This is a genomic window from Xanthomonas sp. NCPPB 3005 (genome assembly GCF_041228095.2).
GTDB lineage: Bacteria > Pseudomonadota > Gammaproteobacteria > Xanthomonadales > Xanthomonadaceae > Xanthomonas_A > Xanthomonas_A bonasiae.
Genome location: NZ_CP166096.2, coordinates 270,093 through 288,198 on the forward strand (window position 1 = coordinate 270,093; position 18,106 = coordinate 288,198).

16 protein-coding genes are annotated in these 18,106 nt (G+C 70.3%); 14 read left to right on the forward strand and 2 right to left on the reverse strand.

Translation table 11 applies throughout. From position 1 onward, the window contains the following. The first annotated feature begins 38 nt into the window (after window positions 1-38). Complete coding sequence (locus AB8810_RS01225; protein ID WP_179571221.1) at window positions 39-647, forward strand: M48 family metallopeptidase; 609 nt, start codon at window positions 39-41, stop codon at window positions 645-647. A 487-nt stretch (window positions 648-1,134) separates the two neighbouring features. After that, entirely contained in the window at window positions 1,135-2,049 is a 915-nt protein-coding gene (locus AB8810_RS01230) for an AEC family transporter (RefSeq protein WP_179571156.1), read from the forward strand. Between the two features lie 121 nt (window positions 2,050-2,170). On the opposite strand, the gene AB8810_RS01235 is transcribed toward AB8810_RS01230, so the two are convergent. After that, window positions 2,171-3,664, reverse strand: a complete 1,494-nt coding sequence (locus AB8810_RS01235) for an AAA family ATPase (RefSeq protein ID WP_369915303.1) — start codon at window positions 3,662-3,664, stop codon at window positions 2,171-2,173. A 123-nt stretch (window positions 3,665-3,787) separates the two neighbouring features. Here AB8810_RS01235 and AB8810_RS01240 point away from each other — a divergent pair, with 123 nt between their 5' ends. The 9 genes from AB8810_RS01240 (at window position 3,788) to AB8810_RS01280 (ending at window position 12,904) form a co-directional block, all read left to right on the forward strand. Continuing rightward, window positions 3,788-4,420: a ParA family protein gene (locus tag AB8810_RS01240; protein WP_039006481.1), complete on the forward strand. Its 633-nt coding sequence runs from the start codon at window positions 3,788-3,790 to the stop codon at window positions 4,418-4,420. Between the two features lie 15 nt (window positions 4,421-4,435). Beyond that, complete coding sequence (locus AB8810_RS01245) at window positions 4,436-4,912, forward strand: histidine phosphatase family protein (protein WP_179571220.1); 477 nt, start codon at window positions 4,436-4,438, stop codon at window positions 4,910-4,912. A gap of 50 nt (window positions 4,913-4,962) precedes the next feature. Continuing rightward, window positions 4,963-5,517, forward strand: coding sequence for a YceI family protein (locus AB8810_RS01250; RefSeq protein ID WP_241092918.1), 555 nt, complete (start codon window positions 4,963-4,965; stop codon window positions 5,515-5,517). Next, complete coding sequence (locus AB8810_RS01255; protein ID WP_369915304.1) at window positions 5,514-7,496, forward strand: phospholipase D family protein; 1,983 nt, start codon at window positions 5,514-5,516, stop codon at window positions 7,494-7,496. Before AB8810_RS01250 ends, AB8810_RS01255 begins: the two co-directional genes overlap by 4 nt. Before the next feature lie 102 nt (window positions 7,497-7,598). Beyond that, on the forward strand, window positions 7,599-8,018 hold the full coding sequence (locus AB8810_RS01260) for a hotdog fold thioesterase (RefSeq protein WP_179571152.1): 420 nt from the start codon (window positions 7,599-7,601) through the stop codon (window positions 8,016-8,018). Between the two features lie 76 nt (window positions 8,019-8,094). Beyond that, the gene (locus tag AB8810_RS01265; protein WP_206229257.1) at window positions 8,095-8,889 is read left to right on the forward strand and encodes a 1-acyl-sn-glycerol-3-phosphate acyltransferase; all 795 of its coding nucleotides are present in this window, start codon (window positions 8,095-8,097) and stop codon (window positions 8,887-8,889) included. A 71-nt stretch (window positions 8,890-8,960) separates the two neighbouring features. Further along, window positions 8,961-9,953, forward strand: coding sequence for a YheT family hydrolase (locus tag AB8810_RS01270; RefSeq protein WP_206229370.1), 993 nt, complete (start codon window positions 8,961-8,963; stop codon window positions 9,951-9,953). 244 nt (window positions 9,954-10,197) lie between these two features. Further along, entirely contained in the window at window positions 10,198-12,270 is a 2,073-nt protein-coding gene (locus AB8810_RS01275) for a tetratricopeptide repeat protein (RefSeq protein WP_369915306.1), read from the forward strand. Window positions 12,271-12,292: 22 nt separating this feature from the next. After that, entirely contained in the window at window positions 12,293-12,904 is a 612-nt protein-coding gene (locus AB8810_RS01280; protein WP_179571149.1) for a YbhB/YbcL family Raf kinase inhibitor-like protein, read from the forward strand. Between the two features lie 487 nt (window positions 12,905-13,391). Here the strand turns inward: AB8810_RS01280 and AB8810_RS01285 are convergent, their stop codons facing one another. After that, entirely contained in the window at window positions 13,392-14,183 is a 792-nt protein-coding gene (locus AB8810_RS01285) for an undecaprenyl-diphosphate phosphatase (protein WP_179571148.1), read from the reverse strand. 221 nt (window positions 14,184-14,404) lie between these two features. Between AB8810_RS01285 and glnA the strand changes: the two genes are divergently transcribed. From glnA to amt, 3 genes are all read left to right on the forward strand, one after another. Further along, window positions 14,405-15,814 (forward strand): type I glutamate--ammonia ligase, encoded by a 1,410-nt coding sequence (gene glnA, locus AB8810_RS01290; RefSeq protein ID WP_003480122.1) that lies wholly within the window; start codon window positions 14,405-14,407, stop codon window positions 15,812-15,814. Between the two features lie 327 nt (window positions 15,815-16,141). After that, window positions 16,142-16,480 carry a P-II family nitrogen regulator gene (locus tag AB8810_RS01295; RefSeq protein ID WP_039009092.1) on the forward strand — a complete coding sequence of 113 codons (339 nt, stop codon included), beginning with the start codon at window positions 16,142-16,144 and terminating at the stop codon, window positions 16,478-16,480. A 19-nt stretch (window positions 16,481-16,499) separates the two neighbouring features. Then, window positions 16,500-17,939: an ammonium transporter gene (gene amt / locus AB8810_RS01300; RefSeq protein WP_179571147.1), complete on the forward strand. Its 1,440-nt coding sequence runs from the start codon at window positions 16,500-16,502 to the stop codon at window positions 17,937-17,939. Window positions 17,940-18,106 lie beyond the last annotated feature (167 nt).

Consider the following 18,106-nt stretch of genomic DNA (forward strand, 5'->3'; position numbering starts at 1 on the left):
TGTCAGCAGTGAATGCACATAAATACGCACTGGCCGCGATGCTGGCCTGGGTGGGCATGGCCGCGGTCGATGCGCACGCGCAGGCCTTGCCGGCGCCGAAGGAGTTCTATTTCGACCAGGACCGCAGCACCACGCGGCCGGTGACGGCGATCGCCGGCAGCGGCGAGGCGCTGGTCGATCGCCTCGCCAGCACCGTGCAACGCGATCCGAACGCGGTCGAGGCGCGCGCGCAGCTGGCGGCGATCGCGATGGCCGGCGGGCGCCGCGAGCTGGGCGAAGAGCTGTACCAGACGGCGCTGCGCGCGCTGAGCGCCGGCGCGCAGCGCCGCCAGATCGAGTGGAACTACGGCTGGGACCTGTTGCGTGGCGGCGACCCGGCGCGCGCGCTGGCGCAGTGGAGCGGCCTGGTCAACGGCCGTCCGGCGGCGCCGGACTGGGTGCCGCCGACGCTGGCGCTGGTGCTGTGGCGGCTGGACCGCAAGGACGAGGCGGTGAAGTGGTACGCCGCTGCCGTGCGCACCTGGCCGGACCAGTGGGGCGCTGGCGCCGACTTCGCCAAGCTGCTGCCGGCCTGGCGCGACGACGAACGCGCCACCCTGGCCGACGTGCAGGCCGCCTGGCAGGCCAAGCCGCCCGCCTGGCCTTGAGTTGCGCTTGTCTTCGAGCTGTGGCCTGAGTCGCCGCCGCAGCAGCAGCTAGCGATGGCGCGGTTGGGCTGCTGCGGGAGGGTCTTCGGCCCCGACGCTGTGCGCGGTCGTCAGGTGCATCGCTCCGTTCGTCGCGGCTGAAGCCGCTCCTACAGGGGCTTGCGCGAAGCCGGCCGGATGCACTGTGGGAGGGGCTTCAGCCCCGACGCGGGACCGCTGCATGCGCCAGCGCCGCCACGCCGCGCTCCACCGCACGGGCATATCCGAAACCGAAGGTGCATCGCTTCGTTCGTCGCGGCTGAAGCCGCTCCTACAGTGGCTTGCGCGAAGCCGGCTGGGTGCACTGTGGGAGGGGCTTCAGCCCCGACGCAGGAACGTTGCAAGCGCCAGCGCCGCCGCGTCGCGCGCAGCGGCGCATGTGATCGACCGGCCTGCCGGCACGCGCATGCGATGATGCCGGCGTACCCGCCAGATTCCCGTTGTACCGATGGCTTTCGACGCGTTCGCCCTGATCCTGGCCATGTTGGCGCTCGGCAAGCTGTTCGCGCGCCTGCGCGTGTTGCCGGCCAACACCACCGAAGTGCTCAACGGCGTGGTGCTGTACCTGTGCCTGCCGGCCTCGGTGCTGATCTACGTGCCGCGCCTGCAGTTGAACCTGTCCCTGCTCGGGCTGATGCTGACCCCGTGGCTGCTGGCCGGCGTCACCGTGCTGGCGGTGCTGGCGCTGCGCCGGCCGCTGCGCCTGCGCCGCGAGGAGCACGCGGCGCTGCTGTTGTGCGTGGGCCTGAGCAATTCCAGCTTCATCGGCTATCCGATGGTGCGCGCGCTGCTCGGCGAGACGGCGCTGCCGTATGCGGTGGTCTACGACCAGTTCGGCACCTTCGTGCTGCTGTCCAGCTTCGGCCTGTACGTGCTGGCCCGCTACGGCGGCGAGACCCCGCCGTCGCTGCGGCAGACGCTGCTGCGCATGGCCCGCTTCCCGCCGCTGTGGGCGCTGGCGTTCGCGTTGACCCTGATGCCGGCGCAGCCGCCGGCGTGGATCGCCTCGGGCCTGCAACACCTGGCCGATGCGATGCTGCCGCTGGTGATGCTGGCGGTGGGCTTCTCGATCCAGTTGCGGTTGCCGCGCGAGGAACTCAAGCCGCTCGCCGCCGGCCTGCTGCTGAAGCTGCTGCTGTTGCCGGCGCTGGCCTGGCCGCTGTCGTGGGCGCTGGGCCTGCGCGGACAGGCGCTGCAGGCCAACGTGCTCGAGTCGGCGATGCCGACGATGATCACCGCGGCGGCGCTGGCGATCTCGCACCGGCTGGCGCCGCGGCTGGCGGCGGCGTTGGTCGGTTACGGCATCCTGTTGTCGCTGGCCACGCTGCCGGCGTGGGCGTGGCTGCTCGGGGCGCTGGGCTGACGCTTCCGTTTCGCGCGATCGCGCGTGGGGCCCCGTAGGCGGCGCTAAGACGGCACTACCGGCAAAACCCCCGATCGAGGGTGAAGCACCTCCCGCAGCGAAACGGAACCCAGCCGGACACTCAATCCGCCGGCACCGTGCGCTCGCGCGCCCACTCGCGCAGCGCCTGCACCTGCTCGGCCATCACCACCGACAGCGGCCGCGTGCCGCGGAGTTCCTGCATCAGCAGCTCGGTGTCCAGCGGCCGGCTCTCGGCATGCGCCGCATACAGGCCGGAGACGATGGCCTGCTCGATCTCGGCGCCGGAAAAGCCGTTCGCCGCGGCGGCCAGCGCCGGCAGCGCGAAGTCGTCCTCGCGCAGTTTGCGTCGCGCCAGGTGCAGGCGCAGCAATTCCACCCGCGTCTCGGCATCGGGCAGGTCGACGAAGAAGATCTCGTCGAAGCGGCCCTTGCGCAGCAGTTCCGCCGGCAGTTCGTGCACCTGGTTGGCGGTGGCGACGATGAACACGCCGCCGGCACCGGCTGTGCCGCCGCGCTCGGCCATCCAGGTCAGCAGGTAGCCGAGCACGCGCCGCGACACGCCGCCGTCCTCGCCGCCGCTGGCCAGGCCCTTCTCGATCTCGTCGATCCACAGCACGCACGGCGCCAGCTGTTCGGCCGCGGCCAGAGCCCCGCGCAGGTTCTTCTCGGTCTCGCCGTGGTACTTGTCGTACAGCGAGCCGAAGTCCAGGCGCAGCAGCGGCACGCCGAAGCCGGCGGCGGTGGCCTTGGCCAGCATCGACTTGCCGCAGCCCTGCACGCCCAGCAGCAGCACGCCCTTGGGCGGGTCCAGCCCGGGCGGGGCGGTGCCGGCGAACACCGCGCGGCGCTGCTCGATCCAGCGCTTGAGCCGGCGCGCGCCGGCCACGTCGGCGAAGCGGGTGGCGTCGTATTCGTAGTGCAGGTGGCCGCTGCGGTTGAGCAGCTCAAACTTGAGCCTGGCCAGCTGCGGCAGGTCGGCGGCGTTGAGCGCGCCGTCGGCGTAGATCAGCTGGCGGGCGATGCGGCGCGCGTCGATCAGGCTCAGCCCCTGCAGGTTGCGCACGACCTGCTTGACCGCCTCGCCGTCCACCTCGACCCGGCGCCCGCCGAACTCGCGCGCGTAGCCGGCGGCCTCTTCCTGCACCATCTTCAGCAGCGCATTGGCGTCCGGCAGGCGCGGGTTGAAGCGCGTGGCCAGCGCTTCCAGCTCGGCCGGCAGCTCGATCCTGGCGCCGATCAGCACCAGCACGTGCGGCTGGCAATGGCGGCGCTCGACGATGTCGCGCAGCAGGCGCTGGTGGCTGGCGTAGCCCAGGTACGGCACCACGTCCAGCAACAGGTAGATGCCGCGCTGGTCGGCCTGCTTGATCGCCTGCAGCACCGCGCTGGCGTCGGGCGGGCCGCTCGGCTCGTCCTCGCGGTCCAGGTCGATGCGGCGTAGGCCCTCGGTGATCGACCAGCGGTGCAGCGCGCGCCAGACCTGCATCAGCGCCTGCCGGAACAGCGCCACGATGCGCGCCTCCTCCTGGGTCTCGATGACGATCAGGGGGGTGTTGGCGCGGATCAGCGCGGTCAGGTCCTGCAGCTCGCTCATGGGCGATCCGTTGCCGTGGGGCCGCCACGATAGCAACGCGCCGCCCCGCCCGCTACGCGTTGACTACCGGCCAACATGGGGCCGGTGTACGCTGCGGCCTCTTCTTCCGGAAGCGAGGCGCGCATGAAGACGATCCTGGTGGCCGGCTCCAAGGGCGGCGTGGGCAAGACCACGATTGCCACGCACCTGGCCGCGTACTACGCGCTGGCCGGCAAGCGTACGGTGCTGGCCGATGCCGATCCGCAGGGCTCCTCGACCCGCTGGGCCGAGCGCCGCGCCGGCCTGGACAGCGCGGTGCTGCCGATCGACGCCAGCCGCAAACGCAACTGGCGCGCGGCGCTGCCGGACGACACCCAGCGGGTGATCATCGACGGTGCCGCCGGCGCCATGGCCGAGGACCTGGCCCAGTTCCTGGACGAGGCCGACGCGGTGGTGGTGCCGGTGATGCCCTCGGCGCTGGACATCGAGGCCACCGTCGGCTTCCTCAACACCCTGGCCAAGGTGCCGCGGGTGCACCAGCGCAAGCTGCCGGTGGGGCTGGTGATCAACCGCAGCAAGCCGTGGACCCACGCCGCGCAACAGGCGCTGGAGATGCTCGGCGGCTGGCCGTATCCGGTGCTGGCGCAGCTGCGCGACAGCCAGGCCTACGTGGTGCTGGTCGGCCTCGGCCGCAGCCTGTTCGACTACCGTTCCGCTCAGGTGCGCGATCACCAGCAGGACTGGGAACCCTTGCTCAAGTGGCTCAAGAAGGCCTGACCGATGACCATCGTCCTGCGTGAAGTGATCCTGCTGCGTCATGCCCATGCCGAACCGGCCGACACCGGCCAGGCCGATTTCGACCGGCCGCTGTCGCCGCACGGGCTGGCCGAGGCCGAGGCCGCCGGGCGCTGGCTGCTGGAGCAGCGGCTGGTGCCCGACCGCGTGCTGTGCTCGCCGGCGCGCCGCGCGCGCGAGACCCTGGAAGCGGTGCTGGAACTGACCGGCTATGCCGAGCAGCGCCTGGAACCGCGGATCTACGAGGCCACCTCCGGCACCCTGGCCGCGCTGATGGACGAGCATCGCGACGTCGAGCGCTTGCTGCTGGTCGGCCACAACCCGGGCCTGGAGCAGCTGGCCGCGCTGATGCACAGCGGCCAGTCCGGCGACTACCGCGGCATGCCCACCGCCAGCGTGGTGGTGCTGACGGTGCCGCAGGACGCGGCGATCGAGCCGGGTGTCGCCCGACTGACTGCGTTCTGGTGGCCCTGAACGCACCGCGCCGGCGCCTGCGCCCGGCGCTGTGCACCGCGCTGCTGTCGCTGTGCCTGTTGCCGGGCTGGGGCAGCGCGCAGGCGCCGCCGCTGTCGCCGGGGGAGCATGCCTTCGACCCGGCCCAATCGCGCTTCGGTTTCGAGATCCGCACCCGCTTCGGCCAGCGCATCGAAGGCTTCTTCCCGCGCTTCGAAGGCACCGTGGAGATGCTGCCCGACGGCCGCCACCAGGTGCGCCTGCGCCTGTTCACCGCCTACGTGCAGATCCCCGGCAAACCGCGCTACACCGGCTGGATGCGCGGCGAGGATTTCTTCGACGCGGAACGCTTTCCGACCGTGTCCTTCGATTCGCAACCGTTCTCTCCGCAACTGCTGACCAGCGGCGGCGCGCTGGTCGGCACGCTGAGCATCCGCGGGGTCGGCCATACCGAGACCCTGACCATGATGCCGTCGGCATGCAGCCGCCCAGGCTATGATTGCGATGTGATCAGCCGCGGTACGGTTCTGCGTGGACGTTATGGAATGGACAAGTGGGATCTGGCCTTGAGCGATCGGGTCACTTTCGTGCTGCGCGCACGGCTGACCGGAGCGGACGCCCGGTGACAGCGTGGTTGAGGGTCCTGGTGCTGGCGGCGATGCTGCTCGGCAGCGGCTGCGCGAGCCTGTCGCAGGCCCAGCACGGCCGCGCGGTGGCGATCGCCGAGGCGGCGCGCGATGGCCGCGTCGACTGCACGCAAAGCGACCACTGCGCGCTGGCCTCGCCGCTGCGCGCGCTGGCCGGCAAGGCCTTCGCCGCATCCGGCGACGCCGCCCCGCGCCACTACGCCACCATCCTGGACCACGGCGAGGAAGCGCTGGTGGCGCGGGTCAACCTGATCCGCAGCGCCAGCCGCAGCATCGACCTGCAGACCTACATCTTCGACAAGGACGACAGCGCGCGGCTGGTGATGGACGAGCTGCTGGCCGCGGCGCGGCGCGGCGTGCAGGTGCGGGTGCTGATCGACCAGCTGTCGGCGATCTCCGACCTGCAGATCCTCGGCGCGCTGGCCGGCGCGCACCAGAATTTCTCGCTGCGCATCTACAACCCCACCTTCGGCCTGGCCAAGCCCAACTACATGCACTACGCCGCCAGCGTGCTGTGCTGTTTCCGCCGCTTCAACCAGCGCATGCACAACAAGCTGCTGGTGGTGGACGACGCGATCGGCGTGGTCGGCGGGCGCAACTACCAGGACGACTATTACGACTGGGACAGCGAGTACAACTTCCGCGACCGCGACGTGCTGGTGGCCGGGCCGGTGGCGCGCAGCATGGCCGCCAACTTCGACGCGTACTGGGCGGCGCGGCGCAGCGTGCCGGTGGCGCGGCTCAACGATGTCGGCAAGCTGCTGCTGCGCGACGGCGTGCCGCAGATGCCGCCGGCGCAGTTCCTGCGCCCGGAGCGGGTGCAGCGGGTGAGCGAGGAGGCCGCCGATCCGGCCTTCGTCGAGGACGCCTTCGTGCTGCCCGCGCTGCCGGTCAGGCACGTGGACTACGTCGCCGACCTGCCGCAGAAGCATCGCCGCGAGCACGGCCCCAAGGCGATCTCCACTGCGCCCAGGCTGGACAGGCTGATCGCCGATGCCAAGCAGGAGATCATCCTGCAGACGCCGTACCTGGTGCTGTCGGATCCGGCGCAGGAGATCTTCCGCGACCTGCGCAAGCGCGCGCAGCCGCCGAAGGTGATCGTGGCCACCAACAGCCTGGCCAGCACCGACAACCCGGTGGTGTATGCGCTGTCGTACAAGTACAAGCGCCGCAACCTGCGCGAGATGGGCTTCGACATCTACGAGTACAAGCCGTTCCCGCTGGACGCGCCGGTGGACTACGCCAACCTGCTGCCGTCGCCGCTGCAGTTGCCGGACGCCGGGGAAGCCCGCGGTCGCAATCCGCTGATCGGCGGCAGCGCCGCCGGGCGCAGCACGGTGCTCGGCAGCGGCAGCAGCGGACCCTCCGGCAGCGGCCGTCGCGCCGACGGCAGCCAGGTCGATCGGCGCGTGCTGCGCACCGAGACCCGCCCGTCGTTCCTCAGCCGCCGCGTCGCCAACCGGCCGCTGCCGGTGACCCGCGACGGCGCACGCATGGGCCTGCACGCCAAGTCGCTGGTGGTGGACCGACGCGTCGGCGTGATCGGCACCCACAACTTCGATCCGCGCAGCGAGACCTACAACACCGAGGGCGCGGTGATCATCGACGATCCGGCGTTCGCGCAGGCGCTGGCCGCCAGCATCGGCCGCGACATCGAGCCGGAGAATTCGTGGCCGGTGGCGGCGCGGGTCAAGCCGCCGGTGCTGTCGGGCCTGAACTACAGCATGGGCAAGGCCTCCGAGGCGCTGCCGGTGCTGGATTTCTGGCCATGGCGCTACGCCACCAACTACGAATTCCAGCCCGGCCCCGACTGCCCGGCGCCGCTGACCCGGCGCGATCCGGGCTTCCACCGCTGCTACAGCGCGGTCGGCGACTTCCCCGAGGTCAACGTCGGCCCGAAGTGGCTGCTGGTGCGGATGCTGACGGCGTTCGGCTCGGGGCTGGTGCCGATTCTTTGAGTGCCGGGATTGGGGATTCGGGATTGGCAAAAGCGGTAGTACTGTTTGAGGGAGACGCCGCTGGCGAATCCCCAATCCCGAATCCCTAATCCCGGACCCAAGATGACCTTCCGCGACCCTGTCGATCTCGATGCCCTCAACGCCGCCGCCCGCGACACCCTGATCGCGCACCTGGGCATCGTCTTTACCGAGGCCGGGCCGGACTGGCTGCGCGCGACGATGCCGGTCGATGCGCGCACGCTGCAGCCGTACGGACTGCTGCACGGCGGCGCCTCGGTGGTGCTGGCCGAAACCCTGGGCAGCAGCGCCGGCAACCTGTGCGTGGCGCCGGACCGGATCTGCGTGGGCCTGGAGATCAACGCCAACCACTTGCGCGCGGCCCGCGCCGGCACGGTCACCGGCACCGCGCGGCCGCTGCACGTGGGCCGCGCCACCCAGGTCTGGGAGATCCGCATCGAGGACGCGGCCGGCAAGCCGGTCTGCGTGTCGCGGCTGACCCTGGCGGTGATCGCACGCAATTAGCGTGCACTCAGCCGTAACCGTCTTCATGCTGACACAATAGGGTGCTTCCCTCCCGGCTTCCGGTACCCTGACCAGAATGAGCGAGTTCTCCTCAACCGCCACGCACCACCACGGTGGGGCGCTGCGCTGGGTCCGTTACGGCTACCGCGTTCCGCTGCTGGCGTTGCACGTGTTCGTGTCGTTGCCGTTCCTGCTGGCGTGCATGGCGCTGTCGCCCGGCCGCGCCGGCGTCGAATCGTTCGGCGACCGCGTGGTGTGCTGGTGGTCGACCTGGTTGCTGCGCATCTTCGGCCTGCGTGTGCGCCGGGTCGGCACGCCGCTGCCCAATCCGGTGCTGTTCGTGGCCAACCACGTCAGCTGGATCGACATCGTGATGCTGCACAGCCAGCGCATGATGGGCTTCGTCGCCAAGCGCGAGATCGCCGGCTGGCCGCTGGTCGGCTGGCTGGCCACGCGCGGGCAGACCATCTTCCACCAGCGCGGCAACACCGAATCGCTGGGCGGGGTGCTGCAGGCGATGCTGGAACGGCTGCGCTCGGGGCGCTCGGTCGGCGTGTTCCCGGAGGGGCGCACCCGCGGCGGCCACGATGTCGGCCCGTTCCACGCGCGCATCTTCCAGGCCGCGGTGGAGGCCGAGGTGGCGGTGCAGCCGGTGGCGGTGCGCTACGGCGCCGGCGGTTCGGCGCAGACGGTCATCGCGTTCGGCCCGCACGAGAGCTTCTTCGCCAATTTCCTGCGCCTGCTGGGCGAGCCGGGCCGGGTGGCCGAGGTGCACTTCCTGGAACCGATCCGGCTGCAGGACGTGGAAGGGCGTCGGCGCATCGCCGAGATCTCGCGCGCGCGCATCGTCGCGGCGATGGCGCAACGCTGAACCATGGAACACTGCGGTCCGGGCGATTTGACCTATTGCTCCAATCGCCCGGCGCAAGCTCGCTGCCGATGATGAATGCCGCCGACTACCTCCCCCCGCGTTGGCTGCGCAACCCGCACCTGCAATCGGTGCTGGGCTCCAGCGCGCTGCGCGTGCGCCGCGGCGAACAGCTGCTCGCCGCCAGCGGCGCGACCACCACCTCGCACATCCTCGACGGCGGCGACGGCGTACGCCTGCAGGGCTGGCTGAGCGTGCCGGCCGGCGTTGCCGAGCCGCGCGGCACCGTGTTGCTGCTGCACGGCTGGGAAGGCAGCGCCGACTCCAGCTACATGCGCCTGACCGCGGCGCAACTGCTGGCGCGCGGCTATCAGGTGTTCCGGCTCAACTTCCGCGACCACGGCGGGACCCACCACCTCAACGTGGACCTGTTCCACTCCGAACGCCTGGACGAAGTGGTCAACGCCGCCGGCGACCTGTGGCGGCGTTTCCCGGCGCCGACCCTGCTGGCCGCCGGCTATTCGCTGGGCGGCAATTTCGCGTTGCGCCTGGCGCTGCGCGCCCCCGACGCCGGCCTGCCGCTGCAGCACGTGGCGGCGGTGTGCCCGCTGCTGGATCCGGCCACCACCATGCATCGGATTGAGCATGGCCCGCAGTTCTACGACTGGTATTTCCGCCGCAAGTGGCGCGAATCGCTGCTGCGCAAGCGCGAGCTGTTCCCCGACCGGCACGGCTACGACGATGCCACCCTGGCGCTGGACATGCGCGAGCTGATGGGTTGGCTGGCGCAGCGCCATGCCGGCTTCGCCAGCCTGGATGCGTATTTCGAAAGCTATTCGATCGCCGGCGAGCGCTTGCGCAACCTGAGCGTGCCGGCCGACATCCTGATGGCCGAGGACGACCCAGTGATCCCGCTGGACGATTTCCGCAACCTGCGCCTGCCGGACCTGGCGCGGCTGGAAATCGCGCGCTGGGGCGGGCACTGCGGCTTCATCGAGAATGCGCGCGGCGACGGGTTCGCCGAGCGCTGGGTGGCCGAACGCCTGACCGACGGCCTGCCTGCCTGAGCTAGGGTCTGTCGCCGGTTGCAGGGCGGGCCGCGCCGTGCGTGACCCTGCCGGTGGGACCTGGCAGACCGCCAGCCGGCACCGCGTCGCTTGACCCAACCGGCGTCGCGCCACGCAGCACCGACCGACAGCGTGCCAGACCCAACGCGGCCTGCGCGCGGATTGGTGACGCGCCCAGCGCGCCCAGGCGCAGGCCGGCCGGGCGCTCCCGTTACAATGCCGGTTTGCCCAGAGCCGGACCCTCATGCAAGAGCAAATTCTCGACGCCCTGCGCCGCCAGGCCAACGCCGACGCGCTGCGCATCGCCCAGGCCTGGGTGGCCGACGCCGCCGCCGACGCGCAGGCGCACCGCTGGCTGGCGCTGGCGCAGCAACAGAACGGCGACACCGCCGCCGCGCTGGTCAGCATCGACCAGGCCATCGCGCTGGCGCCGGAAGACGCCGGCCTGCACCTGCTGCGCGCCGGCATGCTGCTCAGCGCCAACGACCTGGCCCAGGCCGAGGACGCACTGGCCCGCACCGCCGCGCTGGATCCCAACCAGTTCCTGGCCTACGTGATGCGCGCCCATCTGGCGCTGGGCCGCGGCGATCTGGACGAAGTGGAGCGGCTCAGCCGCACCGCCGCGCGGCTGGATCCGGAACATCCGCAACTGTTGGGCCTGGACGGCATGCTGGCGCTGCGCCGCGGCGATGCCGACCGCGCGCTGGCGCTGCTGTCGCGCGCCAGCAAGGCGCTGCCCGACGATCCGCGCTTGCTGTACGCGCTCGGTTTCGCCTACCTGGACAAGCAGCACCTGGCATTCGCCGAGACCGCGTTCCGCCGCGTCGCCACGCTGACCCGCGGCACCAGCGCGCTGATGGCGCTGGTCGCGCAGCTGGCGTACCGCCAGGGCCGCCTCGACGACGCCATCGCCGCGCTGGACGCGGTGCTGGCCGATCCGGTCAGCGACACCGCCGGCATGCGCCGGCTGGCCGGCGAATACGCCTTGCAGGCCGGGCGCCCGGCCGATGCGCTGGAGCACCTGCGGCGCGCACTGGGCGCCGCCCCGGCCGACCGCCGCACCCTGCATGCGGCGCTGATCGCCTGGCAGCGGCTGGGGGCGGTCGAGGATGCCCGCGCCGCCCTGGAAGCGGCGCTGGCCACCACCACCGATGCGCACGACCTGTGGCTGGCGCGGCTGGCGCTGGAGCCGGTCGGCGGCGCCGAGGCGCGCGCGCTGATCGCGCGCTGGCAGGCGGCGATGCCGGGCCACGTGCCGGCATTGGAAGCGCAGCTGCGGGTGCACGACATGGCCGGCGAACGCGATCAAGGCGAGGCCGTGGCGCAGCGCATCGTGGCCCTGGAGCCGGGCCGCATCAGCGGCGAGGAGCGCCTGGTCGAAGCGCTGCTGGAGCGTGGCGAGCACGACGCCGCCATCGCCCACGTGCGTGGCCTGATGCAGCGCATGCCCGAGAACGAGCAGACCACGCTGCGGCCGTGGCTGGCGGCGGTGCAGGACCGCGCCGGGCACTCGGCCGAGGCGCTGGCGACCTGGCTCGCGTTCCAGCAGGAACAGCTGCCGCATCGCCTGCCGCTGCCGCCGCTGGGCCAGGCCACGACGGCGTGGCCGGCGTTGGCCGAGATCGATCCGCAACAGCCTGCACGGCCGCTGTTCGTATGGGGCGTGCCGGGCAGCGGCGTGGAGCGGGTGATCGCGGTGATGGACGCGACCAGCCAGGTACTGCGCAGCGACCGCTTCGGCGTGCAGCCGCCCACCGACGGCTTCCAGCGCTACCGCACCGTCCCCGAGCTCGACAGCGGCGAACTCGACGGCGCGGCGCTGATCGCCGAGTGGCGCGCGCAGCTGCCGGCACGCGGCATCGACGACGGCAACATCGTCGATTGGCTGCTGTGGTGGGACAACGCGCTGCTGCGCGCGCTGCGCCCGCAGCTGCCGGAAGGGCGGCTGCTGATCGCGCTGCGCGACCCGCGCGACATGCTGCTGGACTGGCTGGCCAACGGCGCCCCGGCGCCGCTCGGCCTGGCCACCCCGGAGACCGGCGCGCGCTGGCTGGCGGCGGTGCTGACCCAGGTCGCCGACTTGCACGAGCAGGACCTGTATCCGCACCGCCTGCTGCGCCTGGACGGCATCGAGGCCGATCCGGCCGGGGTGGCCGCGGCGCTGCAACAGGCCTTCGGCATTCCGTTCCCGAGCGTGCCCACGATCGGTCCGCCGCGCCTGCCGTCCGGCCACTGGCGCGCCTACGCCGCGCCGCTGGCGGCCGCGTTCGCGCTGCTCACGCCGGTGGCCGTGCGCCTCGGCTACGCCGAAACCTGATTCCCCCCACAGGAGTTTTCGCATGCGTCTTCGCAGTGACAGCATCCAGCCCGGCCAGCCGATCGCCGCGACCTACGCGATGGGCCAGGCCGACGGCTTCGCCGCCAATCGCAATCCGCACCTGGCCTGGGACGACGTCCCGGCCGGCACCGCGGCGTTCGCGCTGCTGTGCATCGATCCGGACGTACCGACCGTGGCCGAGATGGTCGGCCGCGAGGACGTGCAGATCCCGGTCGAGCAGCCACGCACCAATTTCGTGCATTGGGCTGCCGTTGATCTTCCGGCCGACCTGCGCGAGATCGCCGAAGGCAGCGCCAGCGACGGCGTCGTGGCCAAGGGCAAGCGGCAACCGCCCGGCCTGCCTGGCGCGCGGCAGGGTTTGAACAGCTATACCGACTGGTTCGCCGGCGACGCGCAGATGGGCGGCGACTACTACGGCTACGACGGCCCGTACCCGCCGGCCAACGACCTGCGCCTGCACCGCTACTTCTTCCGCCTGTTCGCGCTGGACGTGGCCACGCTGGACTTGCCGGCGCGCTTCACCGCCGCCGACGCGCTGCGCGCGATGCAAGGCCATGTGCTGGCCGAGGCCAGCCTCCATGGCACGTACAGCCTGAATCCCAAGCTTGCCTGAAGCCCCTCTCCCGCCGGGAGAGGGGTTGGGGTGAGGGTCCGGCGCGAAGCGTCTCGTGGTGTTGGGGTGCACGAGGCTGCGCCCGTACCCTCATCCGGCCCTGCGGGCCACCTTCTCCCGAGGGGAGAAGGAACAGCCGCTAGCCCCTCTCCCATCGGGAGAGGGGTTGGGGTGAGGGTCCGGCGCGAAAGCGACTCGCGGAGTTGGGGTGCGCGAGGCTTCGCCCGTACCCTCATCCGGCCCTGCGGGCCACCTTCTCCCGACGGGAGAAGGGAACAGCCGCTAGCCCCTCTCCCGTCGGGAGAGGGGTTGGGGTGAGGGTCCGGCGCGAAAGCGACTCGCGGAGTTGGGGTGCACGAGGCTTCGCCCGTACCCTCATCCGGCCCTGCGGGCCACCTTCTCCCGATGGGAGAAGGGAGCAGCCGCTAGCCCCTCTCCCCTCGGGAGAGGGGTTGGGGTGAGGGTACGGCCGCCAGCCAACCAGCCCTCAGGCCGCCGGCAGCCACAGCAGCAGCGCCGCACCGAGCACGATGCGGTACACCGCGAACGCAGTGAAGCGGTGCGACTTGATGTAGCCCAGCAGCCACTTCACCACGATGAAGCCGGTCACCACCGCGGCGGCGAAGGCGACGGCCACGTCGCCCCAATCCTCGCTGCCCACCGCGCCGTTCTTGTACAGCTCCAGGAACGAATAGCCGCTGGCCGCGAACATGGTCGGGATGCCGACCAGGAACGCGAAATCGGCCGCGGCCGAGCGCTTGCTCAGGCCCAGCAGCATCGCCAGGAAGATCGTCGCGGCCGAGCGCGAGGTGCCGGGAAACACGCCGGCCACCACCTGCGCCAGGCCCACCGCGATGGCCACCTTCCAGGTCACCAGCTCGCGCTCGGGCATGCGCGCGGCGAAATGCTCGGCCACCAGCATCCACACGCCGCCGATCACCAAGGCCCAGGCCACCGGCTGCACCGTTTCCGGCAGCTGCCAGCCGGCCTTGCGCACCGCCAGGCCGACCACCGCGGTGACCAGGAACGCGGTGCCCAGCTTGAGCACGTAGTCGCGGTTGGCGCGGTCGCCCAGCCCGGTGGCCAGCGTCCATAGCTTCTGCCGGAACACCAGGGTGGTGGCCAGGATCGCGCCGGCCTGGATCACGATGTTGAAGAAGTCCGAGCGGCGGCCGAGCCATTGCTCGGCGATCAGCAGGTGGCCGGTGCTGGAGACCGGCAGGAATTCGGTCAGGCCTTCGAGGATGCCCAGCAGCAGGGCGGAGAACATGTCGCTCATGGGGGAGGGGTCGGCTTGTGGGGGAGGAAAGCCGGGCAAGGATAAAACATTGCCTCGAGCACCATTTTGGTGCTCTCAATTGCCATCGAACCATTTTGGTGCTTGGATTTCGCCCCGTTGGCGTGCTCCCTTCACCAAAATCAAGGACTTGTGAACCGGTCACAGTTGGCACGGCGATTGCTCTTACTGGGCAAGTCATTCACCAACCCGAGGTTTCATCGATGTCTGCGGAAAATATTGAGAAGCTGGTCAAGGACAACAAGGTCGAGTTCGTCGACCTGCGGTTCGTCGATATGCGCGGCGTGCAGCAGCACGTGACCTTCCCCGTGAGCATCATCGAGCCGGCGCTGTTCGAAGAGGGCAAGATGTTCGACGGCAGCTCGATCTCGGGTTGGAAGGGCATCAACGAGTCGGACATGGTCCTGCTGCCCGACGCCGACACCGCGTTCATCGATCCGTTCATGGCCGACCCGACCCTGGTCCTGACCTGCGACATCCTGGATCCGGCCACCATGCAGAGCTACGACCGCGACCCGCGCGGCGTGGCCAAGCGCGCCGAGGCCTATCTGAAGTCCAGCGGCATCGCCGACCAGGCGTTCTTCGGCCCGGAGCCGGAATTCTTCATCTTCGACGGCGTGCGTTTCGGCAACGAAATGGGCCACACCTTCTTCAAGATCGATTCGGAAGAAGCGGCGTGGAGCAGCGGCAGCAAGATCGAAGGCGGCAACAGCGGCTACCGTCCGGCGGTCAAGGGCGGCTACTTCCCGGTGCCGCCGACCGACTCGCTGCAGGACCTGCGCGCCGAAATGTGCAAGACCCTGGAGCAGGTCGGCATCGAGGTCGAGGTGCACCACCACGAAGTGGCCACCGCCGGCCAGTGCGAGATCGGCACCAAGTTCAACTCGCTGGTGAAGAAGGCCGACGAGCTGATGATGATGAAGTACATCATCAAGAACGTCGCCTACCGCAACGGCAAGACCGCGACCTTCATGCCCAAGCCGATCGTCGGCGACAACGGCTCGGGCATGCACGTGCACCAGTCGCTGGCCAAGGGCGGCACCAACCTGTTCTCCGGCGACGGCTACGGCGGCCTGTCGCAGATGGCGCTGTGGTACATCGGCGGCATCTTCAAGCACGCCAAGGCGATCAACGCCTTCACCAACTCCGGGACCAACAGCTACAAGCGCCTAGTCCCGGGCTTCGAGGCGCCGGTGATGCTGGCCTACTCGGCGCGCAACCGCTCGGCCTCGTGCCGCATTCCGTGGGTGTCCAACCCGAAGGCGCGCCGCATCGAGATCCGTTTCCCGGATCCGCTGCAGTCCGGCTACCTGACCTTCGCCGCGCTGATGATGGCCGGCCTGGACGGCATCAAGAACCAGATCGACCCGGGCGCGCCCAGCGACAAGGACCTGTACGACCTGCCGCCGGAAGAAGAGAAGAAGATCCCGCAGGTGTGCTCCAGCCTCGACCAGGCGCTGGAAGCGCTCGACGCCGACCGCGAGTTCCTCAAGGCCGGCGGCGTGTTCAGCGACGACTTCATCGACGGCTACATCGCGCTGAAGATGCAGGAAGTGACCAAGTTCCGCGCCGCAACGCACCCGCTGGAATACCAGCTGTACTACGCCAACTGAGTTCCACGCGCGGCGATGGCGAAGGTTACCCCTCCCTCCTTCGTCATCGCCGCCACCTACTCGGCTGGGGAGCCGTGCCGGTGGTTCGCGCCCGAATCAGTCGCAACAGCCGGTTTTCCAGGGGATGCACCACGAAAGACAGCGCTTGCGTGCCGTGGGCCACGCTCCCTCCCACGTCGCCGTTGCCGTCGCACTGCCGTGCGCCGCGCCACGGCGTGATCCGCGGGACGCACCGCGCAGCAGGACGGCGCCGTTCGCGGCGCCGATGACATGCAAACCGCCGGCCGGCGTTCGGCGGCCGGCTCCTTCCACCAACGGGGTATGCGCATGAAACTGATCACCGCCATCATCCGGCCATTCAAGCTCGACGAGGTCCGCGAGGCCTTGTCGCAGGCAGGCGTGTCCGGCATCACCGTCACCGAGGTCAAGGGCTTCGGCCGGCAGAAAGGCCACACCGAGCTGTACCGCGGTGCCGAGTACGTCGTCGACTTCCTGCCCAAGATCAAGATCGAGACCGTGGTGACCGACGAGCGTCTGGAGGCCGTGGTCGAGGCGATCCAGACCGCGGCCGGGACCGGCAAGATCGGCGACGGCAAGATCTTCGTCACCGCGATCGAACAGGTCATCCGGATCCGCACCGGCGAGATCGGCGCAGATGCGCTCTAACCCCACCCTGGAGCCCCTCATGAAGACAGGTCTTTTCTCCGGGTGGAAGGCCCGGTTCTACGCGGTATGCATGCTGATGCTGGTCAGCGCGATGGCGATGGGCGTGCCGGGCACGGCCTTCGCCCAGGCCGAAGTGACCCCGGCGCCGACGCCGGACGTGGTCACCGAACAACTGACGCCGCCGGCGCCGCCGGCCGCCGCCGCCGCGCCCGAAGCCGCCGCGCCGGTGGTGGACAAGGGCGACGTCGCCTGGATGCTGACCTCCACGCTGCTGGTGCTGCTGATGGTGGTGCCGGGGCTGGCGCTGTTCTACGGCGGCATGGTGCGCTCCAAGAACGTGCTGTCGGTGCTGATCCAGGTCGGCGTGGTGTTCTCGCTGATCGCGGTCCTGTGGGTGCTGTACGGCTACAGCCTGGCCTTCGCCGATGGCGGCCCGTTCGTCGGCACGCTCAACAAGGCGCTGCTGCACGGCGTGGATACCACCACGCTGGCCGATACCTTCTCCAAGGGCTTCAAGCTGCCGGAATACGTGTTCGTCGCCTTCCAGCTGACCTTCGCCGGCATCACCGGCGCGCTGATCGTCGGCGCCTTCGCCGAACGCGTGAAGTTCGCCGCGGTGCTGCTGTTTGTCGTCATCTGGTTCACCTTCGGCTACCTGCCGCTGGCGCACATGGTGTGGGCGGCGCCGGGCTTCCTGTTCACCAAGGGCGCGCTGGACTTCGCCGGCGGCACCGTGGTGCACATCAATGCCGGTATCGCCGGTCTGGTCGGTTCCTACTTCGTCGGCAAGCGCCTGGGCTTCGGCCAGACCGCGCTCAAGCCGCACAACGTGACCCTGACCTTCGTCGGCGCCTCGCTGCTGTGGGTTGGCTGGTTCGGCTTCAACGCCGGTTCGGCGCTGGAAGCCAACGCCACTGCGGCACTGGCCTTCCTCAACACGCTGCTGGCCACCGCCGCCGCGGTGCTGGCCTGGTCGCTGGTCGAGAAGCTGGTCAAGGGCAAGTCCTCGGCGCTGGGCGTGGCCTCGGGCATGGTCGCCGGCCTGGTCGGCATCACCCCGGCTGCCGGCACCGTCGGCCCGTTCGGCGCGATCGCCATCGGCGTGGCCGCCGGCGCGATCTGCGTGTGGGGCGTGACCGGGCTGAAGAAGCTGCTCAACGCCGACGACACGCTGGACGTGTTCGGCGTGCACGGCGTCGGCGGCATCGTCGGTGCGATCCTGACCGGCGTGTTCACCGACAAGGCCCTGGGCGGCGCCGGCTATGCCGAAGGCGTGACCATGGGCCATCAGGTGCTGGTGCAGGCCACCGGCGTCGGCGTGACCGTGGTCTGGATCGGCGTGGTCTCGGTGGTCGGCTTCCTGGTCGCCAAGCTGGTGTTCGGCCTGCGGGTGTCGGAAGAAGCCGAGCGCGAGGGCCTGGACATCACCTCGCACGGCGAAGCCGCGTACGAGTCCTGAGCAAGACCGGCCCGCGACCTCGCGTCGCGGGCCGCTGCGGCAATCCCGCCTGCGGCCGGTATGCGCCGGTCCTGGCGGTCAGTGGCCATCGCCGGCGCTCCATGGGGCGGAACGACGGCAGTTTTCTTAGCGATCTGAGGTATTCCCGCGTGGCCGCTAGCCTCGCC

What these genes read in the sequence shown, in the direction of transcription:
- AB8810_RS01260 (WP_179571152.1), top strand. Translation starts at nt 7,599, where the DNA reads ATGACCTTCCGCGACCCTGTCGATCTCGATGCCCTCAACGCCGCCGCC.
- AB8810_RS01240 (WP_039006481.1), top strand. Translation starts at nt 3,788, where the DNA reads ATGAAGACGATCCTGGTGGCCGGCTCCAAGGGCGGCGTGGGCAAGACC.
- AB8810_RS01225 (WP_179571221.1), top strand. Translation starts at nt 39, where the DNA reads ATGCTGGCCTGGGTGGGCATGGCCGCGGTCGATGCGCACGCGCAGGCC.
- AB8810_RS01265 (WP_206229257.1), top strand. Translation starts at nt 8,095, where the DNA reads ATGAGCGAGTTCTCCTCAACCGCCACGCACCACCACGGTGGGGCGCTG.
- AB8810_RS01275 (WP_369915306.1), top strand. Translation starts at nt 10,198, where the DNA reads ATGCAAGAGCAAATTCTCGACGCCCTGCGCCGCCAGGCCAACGCCGAC.
- glnA (WP_003480122.1), top strand. Translation starts at nt 14,405, where the DNA reads ATGTCTGCGGAAAATATTGAGAAGCTGGTCAAGGACAACAAGGTCGAG.
- AB8810_RS01270 (WP_206229370.1), top strand. Translation starts at nt 8,961, where the DNA reads ATGAATGCCGCCGACTACCTCCCCCCGCGTTGGCTGCGCAACCCGCAC.
- AB8810_RS01280 (WP_179571149.1), top strand. Translation starts at nt 12,293, where the DNA reads ATGCGTCTTCGCAGTGACAGCATCCAGCCCGGCCAGCCGATCGCCGCG.
- AB8810_RS01230 (WP_179571156.1), top strand. Translation starts at nt 1,135, where the DNA reads ATGGCTTTCGACGCGTTCGCCCTGATCCTGGCCATGTTGGCGCTCGGC.
- AB8810_RS01285 (WP_179571148.1), bottom strand. Translation starts at nt 14,183, where the DNA reads ATGAGCGACATGTTCTCCGCCCTGCTGCTGGGCATCCTCGAAGGCCTG.
- amt (WP_179571147.1), top strand. Translation starts at nt 16,500, where the DNA reads ATGAAGACAGGTCTTTTCTCCGGGTGGAAGGCCCGGTTCTACGCGGTA.
- AB8810_RS01235 (WP_369915303.1), bottom strand. Translation starts at nt 3,664, where the DNA reads ATGAGCGAGCTGCAGGACCTGACCGCGCTGATCCGCGCCAACACCCCC.
- AB8810_RS01295 (WP_039009092.1), top strand. Translation starts at nt 16,142, where the DNA reads ATGAAACTGATCACCGCCATCATCCGGCCATTCAAGCTCGACGAGGTC.